This window comes from Ramlibacter sp., assembly GCF_028292805.1.
Taxonomy (GTDB): domain Bacteria; phylum Pseudomonadota; class Gammaproteobacteria; order Burkholderiales; family Burkholderiaceae_C; genus Ramlibacter.
Genome location: NZ_JAQGLS010000206.1, coordinates 1 through 19504, shown reverse-complemented (window position 1 = coordinate 19504; position 19504 = coordinate 1). Strand labels below are relative to the sequence as shown.

Sequence of the window (19504 nt, the reverse complement as noted above, 5' to 3'; positions counted from 1 at the left end):
AGTGCTGGCGGTTTTCTTTCATTTGATGAACCTGAACGACAGCGACTTCACCCTGTTCGCCCTGCCCGAGCGCTTCGCGCAGGACGCCGGCGCCATCACCGCGCGCTGGAAGGAACTGCAGCGCGAAGCCCATCCCGACAAGTTCGCTGGCCAGGGCGCAGCGGCGCAGCGGGTGGCGCTGCAGTGGTCGGTGCGCATCAACGAGGCCTACCAGCGGCTGAAAGACCCGCTCAGGCGCGCCGCCTACCTGTGCGAGCTGCGCGGGGCGCCGATCCAGGCCGAGAACAACACCGCGATGCCGGCGGCCTTCCTGATGCAGCAGATGGAGTGGCGCGAGGCGCTGGAAGATGCGCAAGGCGAGGCCGAGCTCGACGCGCTGGCCCAGCGGCTGGCGGGCGACCGGCGCGCGATGCTGGCGCACATCCAGCAGCTGCTCGACGAGGCCGGCGACGCCCGCGCGGCTGCCCAGCAGGTCAGAGCCCTCATGTTCCTTGAGCGCTTTGGCGCCGACATCGAGGATCGACTGGCGCAGCTGGGACAATAGAGGCACAAGCTTATGTCCCTGCTCCAGATTTCAGAACCCGGCGCCTCGCCGGACCCGCACCAGCGCCGCATCGCGGTCGGCATCGACCTGGGCACGACCCATTCCCTGGTGGCGGCAGTGCGCAACGGCGTGGCCGAATGCCTGCCCGATGCGCGTGGCCATGTGATCCTGCCTTCGGTGGTGCGCTACCTGCCCGAAGGGCGGCGCCAGATCGGCCACGAAGCGCATGCGGCGCAGTCCGACGACCCCGAGAACACCATCGCCTCCGTCAAGCGCTTCATGGGCCGCGGCCTGGCCGACATCGAAGGGCGCGACAAGCTGCCGTACCGTTTCGTCGAGCAGCCCGGCATGGTGATGCTGGAAACGCGCGAAGGCCCCAAGTCGCCGGTGGAGATCAGCGCCGAGATCCTGGCCACCCTGCGCTTTCGCGCCGAGGACACCTTCGACGCCGAGCTGTACGGCGCCGTGATCACCGTGCCCGCGTACTTCGACGACGCCCAGCGCCAGGCCACCAAGGACGCCGCCCAGCTCGCCGGCCTGAACGTGCTGCGCCTGATCAACGAGCCGACGGCGGCGGCCATCGCCTACGGCCTGGACAACGGCAGCGAAGGCACCTACGCCGTGTACGACCTGGGCGGCGGCACCTTCGACATCTCCATCCTGCGCCTGAGCCAGGGCGTGTTCGAGGTGGTCTCCACCGGCGGCGACTCGGCCCTGGGCGGTGACGACTACGACCGCGCGTTGGCCGACTTGTTGCAGCAGCGCGCCGGGCTGGAAGTCGCCGGCGCCTCCGACAAGGCCGCGATCCGGATGCTGGCGCGCCGCGTCAAGGAGCGGCTGTCGGCCGAAGACGAAGTCACCAGCCAGGTGGTGCTGCACGGGCAGTCGGCCGAAGTGAGCGTCACCCGGGCCGACTTCGAGGGCATCACGCAGGAATTGACGGGGCGCACGCTGTCGGCGGTGCGCAAGGCGCTGCGCGACGCCAAGCTGGCGCGCGAGGAAGTGCAGGGCGTGGTGCTGGTGGGCGGCTCCACCCGCATGCCGCAGATCGTCGAGGCCGTCGGTGCCTTCTTTGGCCGCGCGCCGCTGACCAACCTGGACCCCGACGAGGTGGTGGCACTGGGCGCGGCGGTGCAGGCCAACCAGCTGGCCGGCAACAACCCGGGCGGCGATTTGCTGCTGCTGGACGTGATCCCGTTGTCGCTGGGGATCGAGACCATGGGCGGGCTGGTCGAGCGGATCGTGCCGCGCAATGAAACCATCCCGACCGCCAAGGCACAGGACTTCACCACCTACAAGGACGGCCAGACGGCGATGGCGATCCACGTGGTGCAGGGCGAGCGCGACCTGGTGGCCGACTGCCGCAGCCTGGCGCGCTTCGAACTGCGCGGCATTCCGGCCATGGCGGCCGGCGCGGCCCGCATCCGGGTGACCTTCACCATCGACGCCGACGGCCTGCTGAACGTGGCGGCGCGCGAGCAGGGCAGCGGGGTCGAGGCCCAGGTCGCGGTCAAGCCGTCCTACGGCCTGTCCGACGATCAGATCGCCAAGATGCTGCAGGAGAGCTTCACCACGGCCGAGGCCGACATCAAGGCGCGCGCCCTGGCGCAGGCGAAGGTGGATGCCGACCGCATGCTCATCGCCACCCAGAGCGCGCTCGACGCCGACGCCGAGCTGCTCGAGCCACAGGAGCGCCGCTCCATCGACGCGCTGATGGACACGCTGCGCGAAACCGCCGCCGCCAGCGCCGATGCCGCCACCATCGAAGCGGCCGTGCAGGCGCTGGCCAAGGGCACCGAAGCCTTTGCCGCGCGCCGCATGAACGAGGGGATCCGCAAGGCCCTCGCCGGCAAGAACCTCGAATCCATCTGAACGGCGTCCATGGCCATCATCAAGATCCTGCCCCATCCCGAATACTGCCCGCAAGGCGCGCAGGTGGAGGCGCCGGCCGGCACTTCCGTCTGCGAGGCACTGCTGGACCACGGCATCGCCATCGAGCACGCCTGCGACATGAGCTGCGCCTGCACCACCTGCCACGTGATCGTGCGCGAAGGCTTCGCCTCGCTCAACGAGATGGACGAGAGCGAGGAAGACCTGCTCGATCGCGCCTGGGGCCTGGAGCCCAACTCGCGGCTGTCGTGCCAGGCGATCGTGGCGCAAAAGGATCTGGTGGTGGAGATCCCCAAGTACTCGATCAACCACGCCAAGGAAGTGCACTGACTATCCCGCTCCCTCGCCCTCCGGCGCAGGGCTGAGGTGGGGGGCAGCCCCGGAGCTGCGTCGGGCCCGCGGCGCCCCCGTCCCGACCTTGCCCAGCGGGGCAAGCAGGAAGTCATCAGTCTTGGTGGCGCTTGCCCGGCGCCAACAGCTGAGGCGGGTCGCGGCGCTTTCAGGAGATCGAGTAGCCGCCGTCGACCGGGATCGCAGTGCCGGTGACAAAGTCGCTGGCGCTGCTCGCCAGGAACACGGCGATGCCGGCCAGGTCGCCAGGCGCGCCCCAGCGGCCGGCCGGCGTGCGCGCCAGCACGCGCTCGTTCAGGCCGGCCACCTGCTCGCGGGCGCCGCGCGTGAGCTCCGTGTCGATCCAGCCAGGCAGCACCGCGTTGGCCTGGATGTTGTCCTTGGCCCAGGCGGTGGCGATGGAGCGCGTGAACTGCACGATGCCGCCCTTGCTGGCGCCGTAGGCCGAGGCGTAGGGCGCGCCGAAGATCGACATCATCGAGCCGATGTTGATGATCTTGCCGCCGCCCGCCGCCTGCATCAGGGGATGCGCGGCGCGGCAGCAAAGGAAGGCGCTGGTGAGGTTGACGTCCAGCACCTGCCGCCATTCGTCCAGGGTCAGCTGCTCGGGCGACTTGCGCACCGTGGTGCCGGCGTTGTTCACCAGGATGTCGATGCGGCCGTGGCGGGCGGCGACTTTCGAGAACAACTCCGCGACGGCGGCTTCGTCGGCGACGTCGGTGGCGAAGCACTGGCTGGGGACGTCCTGCGCCCGCAGTTCCGCCAGCGCCGCCGCCGACTTGTCCGCATTGCGGCCCACCACCAGCACGGTGGCGCCGGCCTGGGCCAGGCCCTTGGCCATGCCCAGGCCGATGCCGCCGTTGCCGCCGGTGACGAGAGCGATCTTGCCGGTGAGCTGGAACATGCCCTCAAGCATAATCCCGGGCATGCGCCAGATCGTCCTCGACACCGAAACCACGGGCCTGTCGGCCGAAGCCGGCGACCGGATCATCGAAATTGGCTGCGTGGAGCTGGTGGCCCGCAAGCTGACCGGCAACAACAAGCATTGGTACCTCAATCCCGAGCGCGACAGCCATGAAGATGCGCTGAAGGTGCACGGGATCAGCAACGAGTTCCTGCGCGACAAGCCGAAGTTCATGGCCATCGCCGAGGAACTGCTGGAGTACGTGGCCGGCGCCGAAATCATCATCCACAACGCCGCCTTCGACGTCAGCTTTCTGAACAAGGAACTGGAGCTGATGGGGCGGCCGGCCTTCACTCGCCGGGTCGGCAAGGTCACCGATACGCTGGCGATGGCCAAGGAGATGTATCCCGGCAAGCGCAACAGCCTGGATGCGCTGTGCGACCGGCTGGGCGTGGACAACTCCAGCCGCACGCTGCACGGCGCGCTGCTCGACGCCGAACTGCTGGCCGACGTCTACATCAACCTCACGCGCGGCCAGGACGCGCTGCTGATCGACGAGGCCGACGCCAACACGGTGGCGGGCATCACGACCCGGATCGACCTGCGCCAGTTCACGCTGCCGGTGCTGCTGGCCAACGATCAGGAGCTGGCGGCGCACGAAGACGTGCTCAAGCAGCTGGACAAGGCTAGTGGGGGCAAGACGGTGTGGCGGGTCGCGGGCATGCCGGCCGGCTGAGTTGCGCCGGTCGGCAGCCGGGCCCGGTCGCGCCGATGCACTGAGTGCCGCCGGCAGGGAACCCCTGCAAACGTTGTGGCATAATTCGAGGCTTTCCTGCGGGGCCACTGCCTCGCAAGACGGGTGATTAGCTCAGCGGTAGAGCACTGCCTTCACACGGCAGGGGTCGCAGGTTCAAACCCTGCATCACCCACCAATCCCAAGGCCTCGTAAGTCTCTGATTTACGGGGCCTTTTCAATTCTCAAGGCTTCCGATCGTTCCCTGAGCGGACTCATTGACGGCTACTTTGGCAAACGCATTTCAGGAGCCAGCCGCGGACGGCAGCTAGGGCAGGAGATGACCGGGGATCGTTTCATCCTCGGTTCCGACCGGAGTGCCGAAATCCGGGCACGTGGCCGGGAAGTCCAATGCGGCATCATCCTGGCCCGCCATGGTGGAATCTCCATGGTCGACGCGCGTCTTTGCCCACTCGCGTTCCCGTCGAATGGTTGAGCGAAGAAGGTCGAGCAGCTTTGGCATGTCGTGTTGTCCTCCCACGGGGGCCCTCAGCATACCGTAGAGGTGCCGGGCATTGCGGATGGCGGCCACCGCGCTGGCCCGACGCACCGGAAGGCGCGATTGCGATAGGGTTGCAGTCTTCCAGGTTCGCAGGAGAACGCGATGGACATTCTGAGCCGCATGGGTAGGGGCGCGAACAGCGGCTCCAGCAAGACGCAGCAGGAGCGAGAGAAGCTGGACCGCGAGCACCAGGGCAGCGAACTCGACAAGCCGGCAGGCGCCGCGCAGGGCGCCGAGCCACGGGGCACGCCGGCGTCCGATGGCGCGGACGTCCCCGGCGCCGACGCAAGGACTGAGTTGGCGGATGGCGGCGGTCGCTGTCGTCGTGCGGCGTGGGCTGCCGCAGGATCGGCCACTGCTCGCGCGCATGCTGGAGCTCTACCAGTACGAGCTGTCGGACCTCTGGCTGCAGGACCTCGACGCGCGTGGCGAATATGGGTATCCGCTGGGCCGCTACTGGAGCCGTGACGACTGCCACCCGTTCATCGTCACGGTGAACGGACAGCTTGCGGGCTTCGCCCTGGTGGATGCGGCGCTGCGGGTGGGCAGCAGCGGACACTGGATGGACCAGTTCTTCGTGCTGAAGAAGTACCGCCGCGCCGGCGTCGGCCGCGCTGGCCCGGTCGGTGTTCGAGGCGCTGCCCGGCCCATGGGAGGTTGGCCAAATGCGCGGCAACCACGGCGCGCAAGTTTCTGGCGCAAGGTGATCGGCGAGTACACCGGCGGCCGGTTCGTGGAACATGAACTCGATCCGGGTTCCTGGCTTGCCTCTGTCCAGTGTTTCAGCAGCTCGACCGGGATTGCCAGCAGTTGACTTTGCGCCGCACGCCGGCTCACACTGCGCGCCGCCGCTTCCGCGGTAAAGATCATGGGCGTGCTCGCCTACCAGGTGTGGCCCGCAGTTGCAGATGGCAAAGGCTGGCCTCGCGTCAGCGGTTGCGCAACAGCGGCAAGAACACCCGCCGCACCTCCGACGCGCCGCGCAGGCTGGGCTCGATGGTGTACGCGTACCAGGACGGATCGCCGTGCAGGAAGTGCGCGTGCAGGTCCGCCAGCGCGCCGTGGCGCGACGCTGCTTGCGCGATGACGTCGTTGACCCTGCGGTGGTTGGCGCGCGCGATGCGCGGCTCCACGCCAAGGAAATTGCGGCGGTCGTCGCCGAAAGTCGGGTCATAGACCGTGCCCAGCAGCACCGGTCGGATCGGCAGGGCGCGCAAAAACGCCTCCAGCTTCTGCGCGAAAGCACGCAGGCCAGGCCCGGTGTCCGCGGCGAGGCCGCGCAGCAGGTCGTTGCCTCCCACCGTGAGCAGTGCTACGGCGGGGCCCGTCGGCCGCTGCAAGCCTCGCGCCTGGGCTGGCAGGCCGTCGACCGTCGCTCCATCCACGGCCCGATGCTGCAGGCGCGCGTTGCGTGCCTGCAGGTCGAGACCGCGGAACTCCGGGAACAACCCGTCGTCGTTGCGCACCAGGAGTTGGCCGGGATGCACGCCGTGTTCGTTGTAGCGGCCACAGTCCAGGATCGAGTCGCCGAAGGTATGGACAAGCAGTGGCTCGGCCGGCGTGGCGCCATGGCCCGCGCCCGCCGCCAGCGCGGCTGCGGACAAGATGAAGAACCGGCGGTGGGTGCTGGTCGAAGCAGTCATGCGCTTACCTCGCTGCAAGCTTGGCGCGCTGCGCAGCGGAGCGGCGTCAGTGCATGGCGCAGGAGGACGTCGGCGGCGGCAGAGGCCGGGAACGGCACTGCGACCGGTGAGCGCCACGCTTTTGCGCCAGCCCTATCGCGCCAGCCACCCGAGCAGGCTCTGGCCGGTGCGGGGATCGGCGAAAAAGTTCAGGTGGTGCATGCCGTCGGCCTGCGTGTAGACAAGACGCTGGGCGTCGCCGATCGGAAAGCCGGCCGCCGCCCGCCGCAACTCGTAGCCGCCCGCGGTGGGCACGACCCCGTCGTTGCCTTCGCCAAAAACGCCGTCCACCAGCGCATCGGCCACTTTCCAGCCGAAGCGGGCGAGCAAGCTGCTGCCCACGGGCTTGAAGTCGGCCGCGATCGCGTGGAAGGCCGCGGCCTGGACCGCGATGCCGTTCAGCCTGTCGAGCGAGGAGTCCTCGGGGTGCATGCTGCTGAGTCCCGGCAGGCCGCGTACGGCACCGTGGTAGGCCAGCTTGGCGAGCGCGAAGAGCGCCTCGGCGCCGAGGGTGAATGCGTCGTCGGGCAAGTCCGTGAACAGGTTCGTGTAGCGGTCGAGCATGTCGATGCCGTGGTCGCTGTCCGCCAGCACCGTGCCTCGGTGCGGCGCCCCGACAAAGACGGCGCGGCGCACGCGCAGGCGCGCCGCGGCGGGCTGGTGGCCGATCAGCTGGCGCGCGACCAGGGCGCCGCGGCTGTGCGTGACCACGTCGACCTGGAGGTCGGTGCCGGGCGGCAGCATCGCCAGCAGCTGCGTGACGTTGTCGGCGGGCGAGTGGTGCAGGCTCGGGTGGTCGAAGGCGAACATGCGCCCGCCGTAGAGGCGGCCCAGCGCCTCGACTGTGTCGGACGGCAGCAGCGCGAACGCCCCCGCGGCGCTGCTGAAGGTGCCGTGGACCAGCAGCAGCGCCAGCCCGCCTTGCAGCGCCGCCCAGTCGATCGGCCGCGAATCGTCGAGCGGAAAGCGTCGCAGCGCGTACGGGCGGCGGCCGCGTTCCCAGGCGGTGGCGACGGCGAGCGCGCCCTTGCCCAGGATGTCTTCGGTGGCCCAGGCCAGCACCCGCACCAGGCGCCGGCCCAGCTTGGTCAGCGGGCCGCGCGTGTCTGGATCCCGCCCGGGCGAGACCGGCGCGGCGTTGCGCGGCAGCAGAAACTCGGGCCCGCTCGCCGCGTCGGCACGCACCGGCGGCTCGACCGGGAAGATCCAGCGCGACACGCCGGCTTCGTCGGTGTAGAGCACGGCATGCTCCACGTCCGCCCCGAGCGGGGGCACGCGCAGCAGCATCGCCGGCGCCCCGTCTTGCATGCTGAGGCCTCCGGCGCGGGTGCCGTCCGCCGGCGCGGGGTCGATCGCCTGCGGCTTGATCTCGAAGACCTTCACCGCCGTCACGTCGGCACGCGCGAGCGCCTCCATCAGCGGCGCCTCCAGCGTGCCGCCGCACGAACGCGACGCGTTCTGCTGCGCCTCCATCTCCCGCACCGTGCCACGCAGCGCCGGGGCGCGCAGCGCGTAGCCGCCCGCTGCGATCTCGATCCACGCCGGGGACCCTGTGAGCTGCGTCTGTCGACCCATCGTGCGCTCCTTCAGGCGGCGCGCCGCAGCGCAAGCGCCGGGTGGCCGTAGTAGATGTAGGCAACCGGCGTGGTCGCGTCGCCGTCGTAGCAGCGACGGCGGGCCTGCAGCGCGGCCGCGACGCTGCTGCCGTCGCGGAACACGCGCTCGTAGAAATCCTGCGCCACCGCGAACGCCATCGAATCGTCCACGTCCCATAGCGGCGCGATGACGCCGTTGGCGCCGCCGCGCAGCAGCGCGCCGGGGAAGCCACCGGCCTGGCCGAGCGAACGCCCGGGCGTGCCGACCTGGCAGGCGTTGAGGAAGACGAACGCGAAGCGCGGCGGCTCTCCGCAGTTGTGGCCGCCGGCCAGCGCGCTGGCCGGCAACTCGCTCTTGTCGGCCAGCAGCAGCGACTGCGCGTTCGCCATCGGGTCGCTGAACCCGTGCACGGCGAGGTGGACCAGGTGTCCCGCGAGCTTGGCGCCGCTCGCCAGCGTGACGAGGTCGTCGGCGGTCGCCTCGAACGGCTGCCCCTGCCATTCGTCGCACAACTTCGTGCGCTCGGCGATGGCGTGGGTCAGCTCGCGCTGGCCTGCGGCGAGGCCGTACTTCGAGGCGACCACGCTGACGCGCTGCACTTCGAGCGCGCGGGGCGGAGGCAGCATGACCTGCTCGTCGTCCAGCCAGCGCCCCATGCGCGTCTGGGCGGCGAGGAAAGGCGGCGCGCCGGGGTCCAGCGGCGCGGGCAGCAGGGCGAGTTCCCAGGGCACGTAAGCCTCGTCGGTGAGCCACAGGAGCGTCGGCGTGCGGCCGAGCGCGGCGTGCACGGCGGCGAGGATTTCGAAGAACAGCGGCGGGATCAGCCCCGCGACGTCGCGCCCAACGTTCTCGAGCACGTTGCGCCCGAACGGGCCGCGGAACTTCACCGCCCGCAGGTCACGCATCAGGCCGGCGGCGAACTCCGACGTGCCGGACAGGCGCGTGTTCAGCTTCAAGGTGGTGTCGTGCCGGCTGCAGGCCGGCGCGATGAAGCGCCATTCGAGCGTGCCGTCGTTCAGGTGGGTCACGCTGACGGTCAGGTCGACCGCGGCGCCGGCCTCGGGCAGGCTCATGCGGCAAGGTGTAGGGTGCGCTTGGGCCGCGACCGGCAGGGCGGCCGCGATCGAGCGGATCTCGCGCCGCGCCCCGCCGATCACCTGCTGGTCATAGACGTAGTGCACCTTGACGCTGCCGACCTCCACCCCGGGCCGCAAGGTGCCGGTGAAGCGCACGACGACGTCGTTGCGCAGCGCGATCAGGTCGTGCTCGCGGTCCAGCGTCACGCCATCGCCGCTGAGCAGCACCAGGCATTGCTTGTCGGGGTCGGGCGCGGGGACTTCGATCTGCTTGGCGTCGCCGAGCACCGGATCGGGTGTCGAGCGGAAGCCGACGAACACGTCGAACGCCACCTGGGCAACCGCGACCTCGGGTGCCGTCAGCGCCGGGTAGGCGCGGAACGGCTTGAGCCTCTGGAGCCCCCGAATAATGCCCGGCAACCCGCCGGTGAGACCGGCGAGCCCCAGGTCGAACGAGCGCACCTGCGCGCCCCCGCCGGGCGCGCTGCGCGAGTCGACGAAGCCGACGATCGCCGCGCCGTCGGTCACCACCGCGACTGGCGGCGCGCTGTCTGCAGCGCAGGCGGTGTCGCACTGCTCGACGGCCATGTGTTCGTGCAGATCGAGCGCCTCGCGCACCGTCTGGTGCGCGCCGCGCGCCCTCAGCATCTTCTGCAGATCGCCGCGCGAGTGCAGGTACAGGTAGCGCCGGCCTTCGTCCTCGACGCGCAGGATCACGACGTGCGAGGTGCGCACGCCGCGCAGGAAAGACAAGGCCTGCGCGCCGGTCCAGTGGCTGTTGACGACCACGAACGACCGGGACATGACCCGGCCGAGCGCGACGGCCGTGGGGTTGGCGAACGCGATGCTCATTCAGCCTCCGTTGAACACGAACGCCGCCCAGTGCCAGGGCGACGCATACGGGCGGGCCTGCGGATTGGCCCGGCACCAGCGCATCATGTCGTGGGCATGGGGATCGGGCGCATCCCCAAGCGAGGCGAGATACGCGCCTGCCACCCCAGAGCCAGCCCGAGCGGCTCGACCGTGGCGTCGCGCAGCCGGTCCTCCAGGTGGGCGCGATAGAAAGATGCGAACAGGCGTGCCTTCGACGCGTCGTTGACTGACCACCGCACCGACGACGCGGGCGGCGCTGCCCTTCGAGAAATCGGCAGCAGCGCCAGCGCGCCTGCGGGACAAGCGGGACAGGCGTCTCCTCGCCCAGGCCGAGCGCTTCGGGAGGGCCTGCACCGGCGCCATCAGCAGCGGCCAGAGTTCGCCGGTGCGATCCGTGGTGTGGCGCTCGCGCTCGGCAGCGGCCTCGGCGTCGTCGCGGCGGCGTGCGCAGCAGGTGGATGGTGAGCGTCGCCGTCCAGGTGGCGCTGCAGGCGCTCGGGCACGTCGGCGGCAGGGCGACAGCGTGCGAGGCGTCGCGATGCGGCGCGCGCCGCAGATGACAAACGCACGCACCAGTCTTGGCGCGTGATCTCCCGGGAGCGCCGCGACCGGCGGCGAACCCTTACAGAATGCGCCGCCGCGTACGAAAAGGAAGGACGGCGGCGGTCGCTGAAAAGGTCTAGCATTTGCCGGCTGTTCAAGCTAGAAGGAGGGGCCCGCCCGGGCGGCTGGCGCCGTCGAAGTCGCGCATTCGGCTCATCATCGCTCCAGGCCAAGCAGTAAGCGCCGGGGGCACCGGCGAGGACGGGCACCTGCAGCACCCGCGTGGCGCAGTCGATGAAGGCGCCGAAGTCGGGGCCGTCGAGGCGGTCCGCCACCGGCGCCGCGCACGCGCCCCGGTGCTGCGTCCAGTGCAGCGGCGTGGGCAGCGCCTGCGGATCGCCGGGAATCAGCTCTTGCGCCTCGCGCGGGACCCAGCCGACGTGGATGGCGTCGGCAGAATTCGGCGTCGGTCTGCTGCGCCCACCACGGCGTGCGCTGCCCGTCCGGCAGCGGCCGGGCGGGCGCGGAAAAAAGCGGCACCCGCTGCAGCAGCCAGGGCGGCAGCGAGCCTTCTTCGGTCGGCAGCACGATCGGTTGCGGCGGCGGGGTCCACGGCGCCAGCCAGGTGAGCAGGCCGCGCGCCGGCAGGTCGGCGTCGAAAGCCATGGGGAGGAAGCGCCCGTGCGGGTCCCCACGGTGATGCGATACGGGCGCAACGCGGTGGACCACAAGGCTTCGGGCGCCAGGTCGGCGTACTCGAAGTCGCGCAGGTTGGGCACGGCGTGGGCCAGGTAGATGCCCGCTGCGATTGGGCAGGGCGAGGGCGAGGGCGCGGGCGTGCGGGTTGGCGCGGGGGTGGACCGTGACGTCCAGGCCTTCGACGTTCGAGGCGGCCCCGGCGACGTCCCAGAAGCGGAGGCCCAGGGCGGCATGGCGCGAGACCCGTTCCAGGACGCGGACGCCGGTCATGCCACCACCTGTCCCGCGTCGAAGCGGCGCGTCTGCACGGGTGGTCCTTCGTCGATGTGCACTTCCGAATCGATCGGGACCATGGGCAGCGTGTAGGTGGCCGACGCCGGCAGCCGAGGCCGCAGGCGGTCCCATAACGTCAGGTAGTCCGAGAGCGACAGCAGGTCGCAGATCAGCTCGATGCCTTGGTGCGGCTGGAAGGTGTCAGTCTCCGGAAGATAGTGGTTGAGATGGCCGGCGCTCAGTGCGCCGGTGTCTTCCGTCATCCGCATGACCCAGCCGAGCAGCGGTGCCGCCGCTCGACGTCGGGCGCCCAGGGCGTGACCATGTACTGCAGGTCCAGCGGCAAGGAGGGCCGGAAGCGGCGCCGTCCGCCGAGCGGCGCAGGGTCATGTTGCGGATGACGCCGCTGATGGCCACGCGGTACAGGTACACCGAGAAGCCGTCCTGCATGGGCGACTCGAAATCGCGCGTCTGGTACAGCCTGATCTCCAGCCCGGAGCCGAACTCCGCGCGCGGGTAGCGGTCGCGGATCAGGCCGGCAAGGGCGTTGCTGGTGGCGGCGATGGCCCGGTGGTTCGCCATGGCATCACTCTCCGGCGACCGCATCGAACTGGGCATCGGTGCCGATGCGTCAAATGCGCACCCGGCCATCGGCCGCCTGCGTTTCTGCTATCAGTCCTTGTTGCTTCATCCAGGTCAATGCCTCGTGCAGTTCGTCGGCCGTGATCGCCAGGTCCAGCGGAAGCCACCAAATGCGGACCCCGCCGGCCGAATCGCTGGCATGCGGGTTCTCGCGCAGGTACCGAGCCAATGCGCGTGCCGCTGCTTGCGACGCGGGGACGCTGTTCCTCGCCGTGTGAGCTTGTCGCGGGCGGAAGCCGCAAGTCCCGTACCAGCCCCGCCGTCGTGGCAAGTGCTTGATTCGCAAGGCAAGGCGCTCGCGTCCCGGGCGGCACCCGGGTGAATTTTGTCCTGAGTCCACGTGCCGGCGGGGGCGAGCCGGGGCTTGTGTCCCCGTGTACGCCGGTGGGACGCTTTTGTCAGGGGGGCCGGATTTATTTGCCCGGGACGCGCAGGACGCGTGCCGAGACTGTGGACGAGGTCGGGCTGGCGGAAGCTGCAGTATGCTGCATCCCAAATGAAACTGTCGCCTTCTGTAGGCGTCGATCCGCGGTTGCGGCAGAGCGACCCATGCAACACAGCGCATTTTTCTTGAAGTCCGAACGTAAATGCACTATGCTGCACGTCTCCGTCAGCAAATGCACTTTATTTCCGCCAAGGAGACGCCCGTGACCCAGCCCGCTCCCGTCGATTACCGGACCGAACCCTCTGCCTACCGTCACTGGAAGCTGCGGTTCGAAGGCCCGGTCGCCACCCTCAGCGCCGACTTCGACGAGAACGCCGGCCTGCGTCCCGGCTACAAGCTCAAGCTGAACAGCTACGACCTGGGCGTGGACATCGAGCTGAACGACGCCATCAACCGCATCCGCTTCGAGCACCCGCAAGTGCGCACCGTGATCCTGACCAGCGCCAGGGAGAAGGTGTTCTGCTCGGGCGCCAACATCTTCATGCTCGGCGTTTCCAGCCACGCGTGGAAGGTGAACTGCTGCAAGTTCACCAACGAGACGCGCAACGGCTTCGAAGACTCCTCCAGCAACAGCGGTCTGAAGTTCCTGGCGGCCGTCAACGGCGCCTGCGCCGGCGGCGGCTACGAGCTGGCGCTGGCCTGCGACGAGATCCTGCTGGTGGACGACCGATCCTCGTCCGTCTCGCTGCCCGAGGTGCCGCTCTTGGGCGTGCTGCCCGGCACCGGCGGGCTGACCCGCGTGACCGACAAGCGCCACGTGCGGCACGACCTGGCCGACATCTTCTGCACCACCGCCGAAGGCGTGCGCGGCCAGAAGGCCAAGGACTGGCGGCTGGTCGACGAGATCGCCAAGCCGGCGCAGTTCGCTGCCAAGGTGCAGGAGCGCGCGCTGCAACTGGCGCAGCAAAGCGACCGCCCCGCCGACGGCAAGGGCGTGCAGCTGACGCCGCTGCGGCGCACCGACGAAGCGCACGCGCTGCGTTATCGCCACGTCAGCGTGGAGATCGACCGCGCCCGGCGCGTGGCCACCTTCACCGTCAAGGGCCCGAGCGGCGCCCAGCCCGCCGACCTCGCCGGCATCGAGGCGGCTGGTGTCGCCTGGTACCCGCTGGCCCTGGCCCGTGAACTGGAGGATGCGATCCTGTCCATGCGCACCAACGAACTGGAAATCGGCACCTGGCTGCTCAAGACCGAAGGCGACGCTGCCGCGGTGCTGGCCAGCGACGCCACCTTGCTGGCCCACCAGTCCCACTGGCTGGTGCGCGAAACCATCGGGTACCTGCGCCGCACCTTCAGCCGGCTCGACGTGTCCTCGCGCAGCCTGTTCGCGCTGATCGAGTCCGGCTCGTGCTTTGCCGGCAGCCTGCTGGAACTGGCGCTGGCCTGCGACCGCAGCTACCACCTGGCCTTGCCCGACGACGAAGCCGGGGCGCCCAAGATCACCGTGGCCGAGGCGAACTTCGGCCTGTTCCCCATGGTCACCGGGCAATCGCGGCTGCAGCGCCGCTTCTATGACGAACAGCCGGCGATGCAAGCCGTGCGGGCCAAGGCGGGCCAGCCGCTGGATGCCGACGCGGCCTTCGCGCTGGGCCTGGTCACCAGCAATCCCGACGACATCGACTGGGCCGACGAGACGCGGCTGGCGATCGAGGAGCGGGTGGCGATGAGCCCGGATGCGCTGACCGGCCTGGAGGCCAACCTTCGCTTCAACGGGCCGGAGAACATGTTCACCCGCATCTTCGGGCGTCTGACCGCCTGGCAGAACTGGATCTTCCAGCGGCCCAACGCCGTCGGCGACAAGGGCGCGCTCAAGGTCTATGGCAAGGGTGAACGCGCGGCGTTCGACTGGAACCGGGTTTAAGGAGACACCATGTCCACGATCAACTACAGCGAGAAAATCCCCAACAACGTGAACCTGGAGCAAGACCGCACGCTCAAGCGCGCGCTGGAGCAGTGGCAGCCCAGCTTCCTGGACTGGTGGGGCGACATGGGTCCGGAAGGCTCGCAGAACTTCGACGTCTACCTGCGCACCGCGGTCAGCGTCGACCCGCAAGGCTGGGCGCAGTTCGGTCACGTGAAGATGCCCGACTACCGCTGGGGCATCTTCCTGAACCCGGGCACCGAGCGCGACATCCAGTTCGGCGACCACAAGGGCGACAAGCCCTGGCAGGACGTGCCCGGCGAATACCGCGCCAACCTGCGCCGCATCATCGTGACCCAGGGCGACACCGAGCCGGCCTCGGTCGAGCAGCAGCGCCACCTGGGGCTGACCGCGCCCAGCCAGTACGACCTGCGCAACCTGTTCCAGGTCAACGTGGAGGAGGGCCGCCACCTGTGGGCCATGGTGTACCTGCTGCACAAGTACTTCGGCCGCGACGGCCGCGAGGAGGGCGAGGCGCTGCTGGAACGCCGCAGCGGGCAGGAAGACAACCCGCGCATCCTGCAGGCCTTCAACGAGCCGACGCCCGACTGGCTGTCGTTCTTCATGTTCACCTACTTCACCGACCGCGACGGCAAGTTCCAGCTGGCCGCGCTGTCGGAGAGCGCGTTCGACCCGCTGGCGCGCACCACCAAGTTCATGCTGACCGAGGAAGCCCACCACATGTTCGTGGGCGAGAGCGGCATCAGCCGGGTGATCCAGCGCACCTGCCAGGTGATGAACGAGCTCAAGACCGACGACCCGAAGAAGCTGCGCGAAGCCGGCGTGGTCGACCTGGCTACGCTGCAGCGCTACCTGAACTTCCACTTCAGCGTCACCGTCGACCTGTTCGGCGCCGACGAGAGCAGCAACGCGGCGACCTTCTACTCCACCGGCCTGAAGGGCCGCTACGAAGAAGGCAAGCGCAACGACGACCACCAGCTCAAGGGCCAGAGCTACCGCATCCTGCAGGCCAGGGACGGCGCGCTGGTCGAGAAGGAAGTGCCGATGCTCAACGCCCTGAACGAGGTGCTGCGCGACGACTACATCAAGGACAGCGTGGCCGGCGTCGAGCGCTGGAACAAGGTGATCGACAAGGCCGCCATCCCGTTCCGGCTGAAGGTGCCGCACAAGGCCTTCCACCGCAACATCGGCGGGCTGGCCGGCCTGAAGGTGGCGCCCGAAGGCCGCGTCGTCAGCGCAGCCGAATGGCAGGCCAAGGTCGGCGAATGGCTGCCGACGGCGCAAGACCGCGCCTTCGTGGGTAGCCTGATGGGCCGCGTGGTCGAGCCGGGCAAGTTCGCCAACTGGATCGCGCCGCCGGCCGTCGGCGTCAACCGCCAGCCGGCCGACTTCGAGTACGTGCGCTTCGGTTGAAAAGCCCCAGGCCATGGACCAGTCCGACATCACGTTCCTCAAGCAGCACCTGATCGACCCGCAGATCTGCATCCGGTGCAACACCTGCGAGTCGGTCTGCCCGGTGGGCGCGATCACGCACGACGACCGCAACTACGTGGTGGCGGCCGACAAGTGCAATCTGTGCATGGACTGCATCTCGCCGTGCCCCACCGGCAGCATCGACAACTGGCGGATGGTGCCGCGGGTGCGGGCCTACAGCCTCCAGGAGCAGCTGGGCTGGGACGAGCTGCCAGCTGAACTCCCCGCCGACGAACTGGCGGCGACCGGCGCGACGCCAGCTGAACTGGAGGCCGCGCGGCCGCAGGAACTGCCGCTGGCGGCGTCGCCGGTGGACGAATCCTTTCGCAGCGCCGCCTGGGGCGCTGGCGTGCCGCCGTGGTCGGCGGCCCATCCTTTCATCAACCTGTACGGGCCGAAGGCGCCGGACAAGTTCATCACCGCGACCGTCACGGGCAACTTCCGCGTCACCGAAGTCGGCACGGACTACGACACTCACCACATCGTGCTGGATTTCGGCGCGATGCCGTTCCCGGTGCTGGAAGGGCAGAGCCTGGGCATCGTGCCGCCCGGCCTGGACGGCAGCGGCAAGCCACATTTTCCTCGCCAGTACAGCATCGCCAGCCCGCGCAACGGCGAGCGGCCCGGCTACAACAACGTCTCGCTGACCATCAAGCGGGTGCTGGAAGACCACCACGGCCGGCCGGTGCGCGGGGTCGCGAGCAATTACATGTGCGATCTGCGGGTGGGCGACAGGGTGCAGGTGATCGGCCCCTTCGGCGCCAGCTTCCTGATGCCCAACCATCCGAAGAGCCATATCGTGATGATCTGCACCGGCACCGGCTCGGCGCCGATGCGGGCCATGACCGAGTGGCGGCGGCGCCTGCGGCAATCGGGCAAGTTCGAGGGTGGCAAGCTGATGCTGTTCTTCGGCGCCCGCACCCCGCAGGAACTGCCGTACTTCGGCCCGCTGCAAACCTTGCCGCGGGATTTCATCGACATCAACCTGGCGTTCAGCCGGGTGCCGGGCCAACCCAGGCGCTACGTGCAGGACCTGATGCGCGAGCGGGCGGCCGACCTCGCGCCGCTGCTGGCCGATCCCGACGCCTGCTTCTACGTGTGCGGCCTGAAGGCCATGGAAGAGGGCGTCGTGATGACGCTGCGCGACGTGGCCCGCGGCGCGGGCCTGGACTGGGACACCATCGGCGCCGCGCTGCGGCGCGAGGCGCGGCTGCACCTGGAGACTTACTGACGCCGTCAGCGGTCCGGTCCACCAGGAGCCGCTTCGTCAACATCGCCCAATACGCCGCGCCCACCGGCAGACCACACGGTCGGCACGCACCAGCTCCAGCGCCACTTCGCGCGCCAAGCGGGTTCGGCCGGGGTGTCGAGCAGCACCGCATGGCCGCTGCGGTAGTCGATCTCGGCGCGCACGCCGCAGCTCTCGGCCTGGGCCGCCACCTGGCGGCCGGTGCTGGCCAGCGCAGTGCCGCCGGCCAGCGCGGCGGGCAGGCCAAGGGCGAGCACGCTGCGGGTGCAACGAAGGAAGGGCTGGTTGATCGAGGTCCTGCGGAAAGTGGTGGGCTTGCCCGCAAGTAGGAACATCGCCGCTGTGCCACAACAAACAAGTTGGCAACTGAGCCTTGCGGTTTCGGACTACCTGCACTTGATGCTGGAGGTGCGCTCCGAGCTGTGCGCGCTGGTTGCGCCGTCGCGCTTCTGGTATGTTGCCCAGCGCATGCTCGTCCTCGACAATTTCCTCAGGCCCGAGGCGTTCCAGACGCTGCGCGAGGCTTTGCTGGCCCCCGATTTCCCGTGGGGCAGCACCGTGGTGCTGCGCCGCCGGCCGGCGCGCACCTGGCGCCCGAAGACAACCGGCAGCAGGTGCATGGCTTTTACCTGCATCGCGGCAGCCTGCTGCACGAGTCGCACTACTTCCCGCTGCTGCGACCACTGATCCACAAGCTGCAGCCCACCGCGTTGCTGCGGGTGAAGCTCAATCGCACCGCCCGCGCCAGCCGCCCCGTCGAGTACGGGCTGCACACCGACGTGCGCCGCCCGGGTGCCAGCACGGCGATCTATTACCTGAACACCAACAACGGCTATACGCTGTTCGAAGACGGCCAGCGGGTGGCCAGCGCCGCCAACCGCATCGTGCTGTTCGATGCATCGGTGCGCCACACCGGCGCCTCCTGCACCGACGCCGAGTACCGGATGGTTCTGAACATCAACATGATGCCGCCGGCCGGGCGCCCGGTCAGCTGATCACCGCAGCAGCAGCTCGTCGCCGATCACCATGGCGTCGATCTTCGATTCGGAAAACAGCTGCCTGGCGTGGTCGGGCGCGGCCGCGATCGGCTTGCCGGCCAGGTTCAGGCTGGTGTTGGCCAGCACCGGGCAGCCGGTCAGGCCGTGGAAGCGCTCCATCAGCCTGGCGAAGGCCGGATTGCTGGCGGCCTGCACCGCCTGCACCCGGCAACTCAGGTCGACATGGGTGATGGCCGGAAAGGCGCCAGGCCGGCGGACCTGGCAGGAAAACAGCATGAAGGCGTCCGGCGCACCATCGAAATGCCCGGCGTGGTGCTCGCGCAGGACGGAGGCGCCGAATGGCCGGTAGTTCTCCCGCTGCTTGACGGCGTTGAGCCGCTCTTTGCCGTCCGCCAGGCGCGGGTCCATCAGGATCGAACGGTTGCCCAGCGCCCGCGGGCCGATCTCCCCGTGGCCATGGTACCAGCCGACCACCTTGCCGACCACCTTGCCGGCCGCCAGCAGGTCGGCCGCGGCGGCGACGGTGGCGTCGGATGGCGGCGGCACGGCGGTGTCGGACTGGGCGAACGGAAAGCCCGGCAAGGTGAAGGCCGGCAGGTCGTGCAGCCGGCGCAGCCATTCGATGCCGCCCAGGCTCAGCCCCTCGTCGCAGGCATGGGGCGGCACGACCAGGTTGGGAAAGTGCTGGCGCAGCATGGCATTCCAGACCACGTTCTGCGCCACCCCACCGGAATAGGAGACGGTTTCGTGAGGCTCGGCGTGGCGGCGAAAAAACGCCACCAGCATCCGGCCCATCTTCAGGTGCACCGTCGCGATCCAGTCCAGCAGGCTGTGGCCACCGACCAGGCCGTCGCCGCGCCAGGCGTGCCAGTGCTCCACCGACCACAGATCCTTGAGTTGCTCGATGCCGAAAACCGGTCCAGCCAGGCCAGGTAGCCCGTGTCCACGGTGCCGTAGGCCTGCAGTCCCATCACCTTGCCGGCGATGTCGTTGTAGTGGCCGTAGCGCACGCCCAGCAGCTTGCCGGCCTCGCGCATGCCCCAGCCGATCGAGCCGTTGCGCGCGTGGCCCCGGGCCACCAGCGCGCCG

Annotated in this window: 19 protein-coding genes and 1 tRNA gene; 10 read left to right on the top strand and 10 right to left on the bottom strand. The window is 69.3% G+C overall.

Annotated elements, in window-relative coordinates:
* Nucleotides 1–25 precede the first annotated feature (25 nt).
* From hscB to fdx, 3 genes are read left to right on the top strand one after another with little or no spacing between them, the layout of a single operon-like run.
* Nucleotides 26–544 (top strand): Fe-S protein assembly co-chaperone HscB, encoded by a 519-nt coding sequence (hscB, locus tag JWP65_RS12850; RefSeq protein WP_299764296.1) that lies wholly within the window; start codon nucleotides 26–28, stop codon nucleotides 542–544.
* 12 nt (nucleotides 545–556) lie between these two features.
* Nucleotides 557–2416, top strand: a complete 1860-nt coding sequence (gene hscA, locus JWP65_RS12845; RefSeq protein WP_299764294.1) for a Fe-S protein assembly chaperone HscA — start codon at nucleotides 557–559, stop codon at nucleotides 2414–2416.
* 9 nt (nucleotides 2417–2425) lie between these two features.
* A complete protein-coding gene (gene fdx / locus JWP65_RS12840; RefSeq protein ID WP_299764292.1) occupies nucleotides 2426–2764 on the top strand; it encodes an ISC system 2Fe-2S type ferredoxin in 339 nt (112 codons plus the stop codon).
* Between the two features lie 169 nt (nucleotides 2765–2933).
* Here the strand turns inward: fdx and JWP65_RS12835 are convergent, their stop codons facing one another.
* A complete protein-coding gene (locus tag JWP65_RS12835; RefSeq protein WP_299764291.1) occupies nucleotides 2934–3689 on the bottom strand; it encodes an SDR family NAD(P)-dependent oxidoreductase in 756 nt (251 codons plus the stop codon).
* A 22-nt stretch (nucleotides 3690–3711) separates the two neighbouring features.
* Between JWP65_RS12835 and dnaQ the strand changes: the two genes are divergently transcribed.
* The gene (gene dnaQ, locus JWP65_RS12830; protein WP_299764290.1) at nucleotides 3712–4425 is read left to right on the top strand and encodes a DNA polymerase III subunit epsilon; all 714 of its coding nucleotides are present in this window, start codon (nucleotides 3712–3714) and stop codon (nucleotides 4423–4425) included.
* Nucleotides 4426–4546: 121 nt separating this feature from the next.
* Nucleotides 4547–4621, top strand: a tRNA-Val gene (locus JWP65_RS12825).
* Nucleotides 4622–4750: 129 nt separating this feature from the next.
* Here JWP65_RS12825 and JWP65_RS12820 read toward each other — a convergent pair.
* Nucleotides 4751–4945 (bottom strand): hypothetical protein, encoded by a 195-nt coding sequence (locus tag JWP65_RS12820; protein WP_299764288.1) that lies wholly within the window; start codon nucleotides 4943–4945, stop codon nucleotides 4751–4753.
* Between the two features lie 343 nt (nucleotides 4946–5288).
* Here JWP65_RS12820 and JWP65_RS12815 point away from each other — a divergent pair, with 343 nt between their 5' ends.
* Nucleotides 5289–5798, top strand: a complete 510-nt coding sequence (locus JWP65_RS12815) for a GNAT family N-acetyltransferase (RefSeq protein WP_299764286.1) — start codon at nucleotides 5289–5291, stop codon at nucleotides 5796–5798.
* Between the two features lie 115 nt (nucleotides 5799–5913).
* Here the strand turns inward: JWP65_RS12815 and JWP65_RS12810 are convergent, their stop codons facing one another.
* The 5 genes from JWP65_RS12810 to JWP65_RS12790 form a co-directional block, all read right to left on the bottom strand.
* Nucleotides 5914–6588: an SGNH/GDSL hydrolase family protein gene (locus JWP65_RS12810; RefSeq protein WP_299764284.1), complete on the bottom strand. Its 675-nt coding sequence runs from the start codon at nucleotides 6586–6588 to the stop codon at nucleotides 5914–5916.
* 171 nt (nucleotides 6589–6759) lie between these two features.
* The gene (locus JWP65_RS12805) at nucleotides 6760–8241 is read right to left on the bottom strand and encodes a hypothetical protein (protein ID WP_299764282.1); all 1482 of its coding nucleotides are present in this window, start codon (nucleotides 8239–8241) and stop codon (nucleotides 6760–6762) included.
* An 11-nt stretch (nucleotides 8242–8252) separates the two neighbouring features.
* Nucleotides 8253–10190 (bottom strand): CHAT domain-containing protein, encoded by a 1938-nt coding sequence (locus JWP65_RS12800; protein WP_299764280.1) that lies wholly within the window; start codon nucleotides 10188–10190, stop codon nucleotides 8253–8255.
* Nucleotides 10191–11719: 1529 nt separating this feature from the next.
* On the bottom strand, nucleotides 11720–12010 hold the full coding sequence (locus JWP65_RS12795) for a Pvc16 family protein (RefSeq protein WP_299764322.1): 291 nt from the start codon (nucleotides 12008–12010) through the stop codon (nucleotides 11720–11722).
* Between the two features lie 347 nt (nucleotides 12011–12357).
* On the bottom strand, nucleotides 12358–12537 hold the full coding sequence (locus JWP65_RS12790; protein WP_299764278.1) for a hypothetical protein: 180 nt from the start codon (nucleotides 12535–12537) through the stop codon (nucleotides 12358–12360).
* A 478-nt stretch (nucleotides 12538–13015) separates the two neighbouring features.
* On the opposite strand from JWP65_RS12790, the gene boxC reads away from it, so the two are divergent.
* The 3 genes from boxC to boxA are packed head-to-tail and all read left to right on the top strand — an operon-like array spanning nucleotide 13016 to nucleotide 17399.
* Nucleotides 13016–14674: a 2,3-epoxybenzoyl-CoA dihydrolase gene (gene boxC / locus JWP65_RS12785; RefSeq protein WP_299764276.1), complete on the top strand. Its 1659-nt coding sequence runs from the start codon at nucleotides 13016–13018 to the stop codon at nucleotides 14672–14674.
* A 9-nt stretch (nucleotides 14675–14683) separates the two neighbouring features.
* Complete coding sequence (boxB, locus tag JWP65_RS12780) at nucleotides 14684–16108, top strand: benzoyl-CoA 2,3-epoxidase subunit BoxB (protein ID WP_299764274.1); 1425 nt, start codon at nucleotides 14684–14686, stop codon at nucleotides 16106–16108.
* 13 nt (nucleotides 16109–16121) lie between these two features.
* Nucleotides 16122–17399 carry a benzoyl-CoA 2,3-epoxidase subunit BoxA gene (gene boxA / locus JWP65_RS12775; RefSeq protein ID WP_299764271.1) on the top strand — a complete coding sequence of 426 codons (1278 nt, stop codon included), beginning with the start codon at nucleotides 16122–16124 and terminating at the stop codon, nucleotides 17397–17399.
* A 5-nt stretch (nucleotides 17400–17404) separates the two neighbouring features.
* Here boxA and JWP65_RS12770 read toward each other — a convergent pair whose 3' ends face one another.
* A complete protein-coding gene (locus tag JWP65_RS12770; RefSeq protein WP_299764269.1) occupies nucleotides 17405–17752 on the bottom strand; it encodes a hypothetical protein in 348 nt (115 codons plus the stop codon).
* Between the two features lie 210 nt (nucleotides 17753–17962).
* Here JWP65_RS12770 and JWP65_RS12765 point away from each other — a divergent pair, with 210 nt between their 5' ends.
* Nucleotides 17963–18412 (top strand): hypothetical protein, encoded by a 450-nt coding sequence (locus JWP65_RS12765; RefSeq protein WP_299764267.1) that lies wholly within the window; start codon nucleotides 17963–17965, stop codon nucleotides 18410–18412.
* On the opposite strand, the gene JWP65_RS12760 is transcribed toward JWP65_RS12765, so the two are convergent.
* Both JWP65_RS12760 and JWP65_RS12755 read right to left on the bottom strand, forming a co-directional pair.
* Nucleotides 18413–19294, bottom strand: a complete 882-nt coding sequence (locus JWP65_RS12760; RefSeq protein ID WP_299764265.1) for a carbamoyltransferase C-terminal domain-containing protein — start codon at nucleotides 19292–19294, stop codon at nucleotides 18413–18415. It abuts the gene before it with no gap.
* Nucleotides 19213–19504 (bottom strand): hypothetical protein (locus JWP65_RS12755; RefSeq protein WP_299764263.1); only part of this gene is annotated, 292 nt, incomplete at its 5' end. The genes JWP65_RS12755 and JWP65_RS12760, both read right to left, overlap by 82 nt.

Bases quoted from the DNA above. Each gene is read 5' to 3' on its own strand.
- hscB (WP_299764296.1), top strand. From the start codon at position 26: ATGAACCTGAACGACAGCGACTTCACCCTGTTCGCCCTGCCCGAGCGC.
- hscA (WP_299764294.1), top strand. From the start codon at position 557: ATGTCCCTGCTCCAGATTTCAGAACCCGGCGCCTCGCCGGACCCGCAC.
- fdx (WP_299764292.1), top strand. From the start codon at position 2,426: ATGGCCATCATCAAGATCCTGCCCCATCCCGAATACTGCCCGCAAGGC.
- JWP65_RS12835 (WP_299764291.1), bottom strand. From the start codon at position 3,689: ATGTTCCAGCTCACCGGCAAGATCGCTCTCGTCACCGGCGGCAACGGC.
- dnaQ (WP_299764290.1), top strand. From the start codon at position 3,712: ATGCGCCAGATCGTCCTCGACACCGAAACCACGGGCCTGTCGGCCGAA.
- JWP65_RS12820 (WP_299764288.1), bottom strand. From the start codon at position 4,945: ATGCCAAAGCTGCTCGACCTTCTTCGCTCAACCATTCGACGGGAACGC.
- JWP65_RS12815 (WP_299764286.1), top strand. From the start codon at position 5,289: ATGGCGGCGGTCGCTGTCGTCGTGCGGCGTGGGCTGCCGCAGGATCGG.
- JWP65_RS12805 (WP_299764282.1), bottom strand. From the start codon at position 8,241: ATGGGTCGACAGACGCAGCTCACAGGGTCCCCGGCGTGGATCGAGATC.
- JWP65_RS12800 (WP_299764280.1), bottom strand. From the start codon at position 10,190: ATGAGCATCGCGTTCGCCAACCCCACGGCCGTCGCGCTCGGCCGGGTC.
- boxB (WP_299764274.1), top strand. From the start codon at position 14,684: ATGTCCACGATCAACTACAGCGAGAAAATCCCCAACAACGTGAACCTG.
- boxA (WP_299764271.1), top strand. From the start codon at position 16,122: ATGGACCAGTCCGACATCACGTTCCTCAAGCAGCACCTGATCGACCCG.
- JWP65_RS12770 (WP_299764269.1), bottom strand. From the start codon at position 17,752: ATGTTCCTACTTGCGGGCAAGCCCACCACTTTCCGCAGGACCTCGATC.